This is a genomic window from Salmonella sp. K21076, assembly GCF_039650795.1.
GTDB lineage: Bacteria > Pseudomonadota > Gammaproteobacteria > Enterobacterales > Enterobacteriaceae > Salmonella > Salmonella enterica.
On record NZ_JBCLYA010000029.1, the window covers coordinates 1 to 4,583 of the forward strand.

General features: G+C 50.0%; 6 protein-coding genes and 4 tRNA genes. 2 read left to right on the plus strand and 8 right to left on the minus strand.

Annotation, left to right across the window (positions count from 1 at the left end):
* The 5 genes from AAYN39_RS10525 to AAYN39_RS10545 all read right to left on the minus strand — a co-directional run.
* Nucleotides 1-420 (minus strand): GTP-binding protein (locus AAYN39_RS10525; protein ID WP_001492474.1); only part of this gene is annotated, 420 nt, incomplete at its 3' end.
* Between the two features lie 115 nt (nucleotides 421-535).
* Nucleotides 536-611, minus strand: a tRNA-Thr gene (locus AAYN39_RS10530).
* 6 nt (nucleotides 612-617) lie between these two features.
* Nucleotides 618-692, minus strand: a tRNA-Gly gene (locus tag AAYN39_RS10535).
* 116 nt (nucleotides 693-808) lie between these two features.
* Nucleotides 809-893 (minus strand) — tRNA-Tyr (locus tag AAYN39_RS10540).
* 8 nt (nucleotides 894-901) lie between these two features.
* A tRNA-Thr gene (locus tag AAYN39_RS10545) sits at nucleotides 902-977 on the minus strand.
* Nucleotides 978-996: 19 nt separating this feature from the next.
* Here AAYN39_RS10545 and AAYN39_RS10550 point away from each other — a divergent pair.
* The gene (locus tag AAYN39_RS10550; RefSeq protein WP_001775645.1) at nucleotides 997-1,170 is read left to right on the plus strand and encodes a hypothetical protein; all 174 of its coding nucleotides are present in this window, start codon (nucleotides 997-999) and stop codon (nucleotides 1,168-1,170) included.
* Nucleotides 1,171-1,378: 208 nt separating this feature from the next.
* Nucleotides 1,379-2,329, plus strand: a complete 951-nt coding sequence (coaA, locus tag AAYN39_RS10555; protein WP_000023068.1) for a type I pantothenate kinase — start codon at nucleotides 1,379-1,381, stop codon at nucleotides 2,327-2,329.
* Nucleotides 2,330-2,363: 34 nt separating this feature from the next.
* Here coaA and birA read toward each other — a convergent pair whose 3' ends face one another.
* From birA to AAYN39_RS10570, 3 genes are all read right to left on the minus strand, one after another.
* Nucleotides 2,364-3,326: a bifunctional biotin--[acetyl-CoA-carboxylase] ligase/biotin operon repressor BirA gene (birA, locus tag AAYN39_RS10560; protein WP_000655746.1), complete on the minus strand. Its 963-nt coding sequence runs from the start codon at nucleotides 3,324-3,326 to the stop codon at nucleotides 2,364-2,366.
* Nucleotides 3,323-4,351, minus strand: a complete 1,029-nt coding sequence (gene murB, locus AAYN39_RS10565; protein WP_000149790.1) for a UDP-N-acetylmuramate dehydrogenase — start codon at nucleotides 4,349-4,351, stop codon at nucleotides 3,323-3,325. Before murB ends, birA begins: the two co-directional genes overlap by 4 nt.
* The coding region (locus tag AAYN39_RS10570; protein ID WP_346253950.1) for a hypothetical protein at nucleotides 4,311-4,583 on the minus strand (273 nt) is incomplete at its 5' end. The genes murB and AAYN39_RS10570, both read right to left, overlap by 41 nt.

Consider the following 4,583-nt stretch of genomic DNA (forward strand, 5'->3'; position numbering starts at 1 on the left):
CATGTCGCATTTGTTCAGGAACACGATGATGTACGGAACGCCTACCTGACGACCCAGCAGGATGTGCTCACGGGTCTGCGGCATCGGGCCGTCAGTCGCAGCAACAACCAGGATCGCGCCGTCCATCTGAGCAGCACCGGTGATCATGTTTTTAACATAGTCGGCGTGCCCCGGGCAGTCTACGTGTGCGTAGTGGCGGGTCGGGGTATCGTATTCAACGTGAGAAGTGTTGATGGTGATACCACGCGCTTTTTCTTCCGGCGCGTTATCGATCTGGTCGAATGCGCGGGCGGCACCGCCGTAGGTTTTAGCCAGTACGGTAGTAATGGCAGCGGTCAGCGTTGTTTTACCATGGTCAACGTGGCCGATAGTACCGACGTTAACGTGCGGTTTTGTACGTTCAAACTTTTCTTTAGACATCGATTGTCCCTCTAAGACACGGATAAATCGGTGATATCACCACATCAACCAGGCAACACGCCCGACTTGTTGAATGCTAATAAACAGAAGAGAAAAACAGGAAGGAGAAAAGAAGTGGTGCTGATAGGCAGATTCGAACTGCCGACCTCACCCTTACCAAGGGTGCGCTCTACCAACTGAGCTATATCAGCACATCTTGGAGCGGGCAGCGGGAATCGAACCCGCATCATCAGCTTGGAAGGCTGAGGTAATAGCCATTATACGATGCCCGCATCCTGGAACTCGGCTACCTGATTTTCATTCTGCACTGAATATCGAGAGAAACTCTCTTTATTCGAGCCGGTAAGCGAACTTATCGTCTCGGGCTGCGCCATCGCGCGGCCGAAAATGGTGGTGGGGGAAGGATTCGAACCTTCGAAGTCTGTGACGGCAGATTTACAGTCTGCTCCCTTTGGCCGCTCGGGAACCCCACCGGACTTGATGGTGCCGACTACCGGAATCGAACTGGTGACCTACTGATTACAAGTCAGTTGCTCTACCTACTGAGCTAAGTCGGCATCAAGTAGCGCGCATTCTATGGAGACCTGCGTGCTCATGCAACTAAAAAATTGCATAAAATGTTCTATCGCTCACATTTTGCGCTATAAGAGACAAAAATGCTCTAATTTCAAACAAGAGAGCATAAATTTTCGGCATTTTACCAACCGTCTGACCAGGATACGACGCGGCATTTCAACGCTCCGTCGATAGAAAGCAATCTTCTGTATCTGGTATATTCGTCACATTGCTTCTCAGGGATAGCTTTCACAGCGAGATTTTTTCTTATTATTCCTCCCCATCTGGTGTTACCCTCCTGCCCATTGTCCAAATTAACTTAAATGTGACGTGCCGTTGCATGTCAGGGATGGCCCTCGTTCATCGCTGAACTGATGTAGCAATAGCAGCCAGAAACATGCTTATGAGTATAAAAGAGCAATCGTTAATGACGCCTTACCTACAGTTTGATCGCAGCCAGTGGGCTGCGCTTCGCGATTCTGTGCCGATGACCCTGACCGAGGATGAGATCGCGCAGTTAAAAGGCATTAATGAAGATTTATCGCTGGAAGAAGTTGCAGAAATATATTTACCTCTCTCCCGTTTGCTAAATTTCTATATCAGTTCAAATCTGCGTCGTCAGGCTGTCCTGGAACAGTTTCTGGGCACTAACGGCCAGCGAATCCCTTACATCATCAGTATCGCGGGCAGCGTCGCAGTGGGTAAAAGCACGACAGCACGCGTTCTGCAAGCGTTGCTGAGTCGCTGGCCGGAACACCGCCGTGTTGAATTGATTACCACAGACGGCTTCCTCCACCCAAACCAGGTGTTGAAAGAACGCGGGTTAATGAAGAAAAAGGGGTTCCCCGAATCGTATGATATGCACCGACTGGTGAAATTCGTTTCTGACCTCAAGTCGGGCGTACCGAACGTGACGGCGCCAGTCTATTCTCATTTGATTTACGATGTTATTCCTGAAGGGGATAAAACCGTCGCTCAGCCTGATATATTGATTCTTGAAGGTTTGAATGTTTTACAAAGCGGTATGGATTATCCTCACGATCCGCACCATGTATTTGTCTCTGATTTCGTTGATTTCTCTATTTACGTTGATGCGCCAGAAGAACTTCTTCAGACGTGGTATATCAATCGCTTCCTGAAATTCCGCGAAGGGGCGTTTACCGATCCTGACTCTTATTTCCACAATTATGCGAAATTATCTAAAGAAGAAGCTGTTAATACAGCAGCTTCGCTTTGGAAAGAAATTAACTGGTTGAATTTAAAACAAAATATCTTACCTACGCGAGAACGTGCCAGCCTTATTATGACCAAGAGCGCTAACCATGCGGTGGAACAGGTAAGATTGCGGAAATAACAGAAAAAAGGGGAGTACCGACTCCCCTTTTTTACTATTCGGCGCTTCGCAGCGATATTTCTCCGCCCATCCAGGGTTTAATCACGCCATCCTGTTCAAGCAATAATGCGCCCTGAGTATCAATGCCGCGGGAAATACCAAATATTTCTTTGTCGCCAATAATTAGTTTTACCGGACGATCAATAAAATTATCCAGTTTTTTCCAGCGCGAAAGATAAGGAGAAAGACCTTCTTGCTCAAAAAGCTCAAGCGCAGCACGTAGCTTATAAATCAGCTTTGCGGCCAGCATATTGCGGTCGAGCGTAATTCCGGCCTCTTGTAGTGTGATCCATCCCTGATTTATCACGTCCTCTTCTACACGACGCATTGCCATGTTAATACCAGCGCCAATCACTATTTGTGCGGCATCGCCCGTTTTACCGGTTAACTCGACCAGAATACCCGCCAGTTTGCGATCCAGTAGGTAAAGGTCGTTAGGCCACTTCACACGAACTTTATCTGCGCCCAGTTCACGCAGCACTTCCGCCATCACAATTCCAATGACCAGACTCAAGCCTATTGCCGCCGCAGGCCCCTGCTCCAGACGCCAGTACATTGAAAGATATAGATTCGCACCAAACGGTGAGAACCATTTACGCCCGCGACGACCACGCCCCGCCTGTTGGTATTCTGCTACACAGGCATCGCCTGAACGCAGCTCGCCAATTCGATCAAGTAAATACTGATTGGTTGAATCGATAACGGGCAATACCGCCACGTTTCCGCTATCCAGTTGGCTATGTATACGGTCAGCATCCAGTAACTGGATGGGTTCCGGTAAGCTATATCCTTTCCCGGGAACGGTAAATACATCTACTCCCCAGTCGCGTAATGTCTGGATATGTTTATTAATAGCCGCACGGCTCATTCCCAGCCGTTCACCCAACTGCTCGCCTGAGTGAAACTCTCCGTCGGCAAGTAGTGAGATCAGCGTCAGGGGAACGGTAGTATCTTTCATGCAATGCTCTCCACAGCGTTCACCTCTCCGAACTGACCAATAAAGCGAACCTCAGGCTCCAGCCAGACATTAAATTTTTCACCCACTTTTTGCCGGACATGATGCGCCAGCGCCACCACATCTTTACTTGTCGCATCATTCGCATTAATCAATACCAGCGCCTGTTGGCGATGCACCGCAGCGCCGCCAATGGTGACGCCTTTCAACTGACATTGATCTATCAGCCAGCCTGCCGCCAGCTTCACTGAGCCGTCTGCCTGAGGGTAATGCGGCGCGTTGGGAAATCGTTCTAACAGTTCCATAGCGATATCGGCTGCGACAACGGGATTTTTAAAAAAGCTGCCCGCATTGCCATTCACTTTAGGATCCGGCAATTTTGTGGTGCGCATATGGCATACAGCATCAAACACCTGTTGCGCGGTGACCGTTTTCGGGTCCAGACGAGTAAGATCGCCATAGGTCAACACCGGCTGCCATTGCTTTGACAAACGCAGACCCACCGCGACGATCGCAACGCGATCCTGATATTCATTTTTGAAGATACTGTCACGATAGCCGAAACGGCATTCCGCCGCGGACAAACGCAGACGTTTTCCCGTTTCCAGTTCAACGCAGTCAACGTAGTCGCAGACGCGATGTAGTTCTACGCCATACGCGCCAATATTCTGTATAGGCGAGGAACCAACGCAGCCAGGGATGAGCGCCAGATTCTCCAGGCCGGGCATGTTGTTGTCCAGCGCATAGCGAACCAGCTGATGCCAGTTTTCGCCTGCGCCGACGTGTAGGTGCCAGGCGTCCGCGGTTTCATTCACCTCAATGCCTTTCAGGCGGTTAAGGATCACGGTGCCGGCGTAATTTTCCAGAAACAGGACGTTGCTTCCTTCACCCAGGATCATAACCGGCAGTCCCTCACGAGTTGCTTGCTGCCAGGCGCTCAGTAGTTGTTGTTCGTTTTCAGCGCATACGATGTGCTTTGCACAATGATCAATGCCGAAGGTATTCCAGGGTTTTAGGGAATGGGTCATGGCTGCTTTCCTGATACTCAATCGGCAATAGTTTACCGTATCTGGGTTGGGAAGGCTTGCGGTTATGTCGACGGAATAAGGCGGTGTACACAGGCATTGTGCCGAACTTGCCGTAGGCCGGATAAGGCGGAGCCGCCATCCGGCGGTGCAGGTTGCCTGATGGCGCTGCGCTTATCAGGCCTACATTTTTACAGTTACCACACATGCAAAAAAGCCCATCCGTCAGGATGGG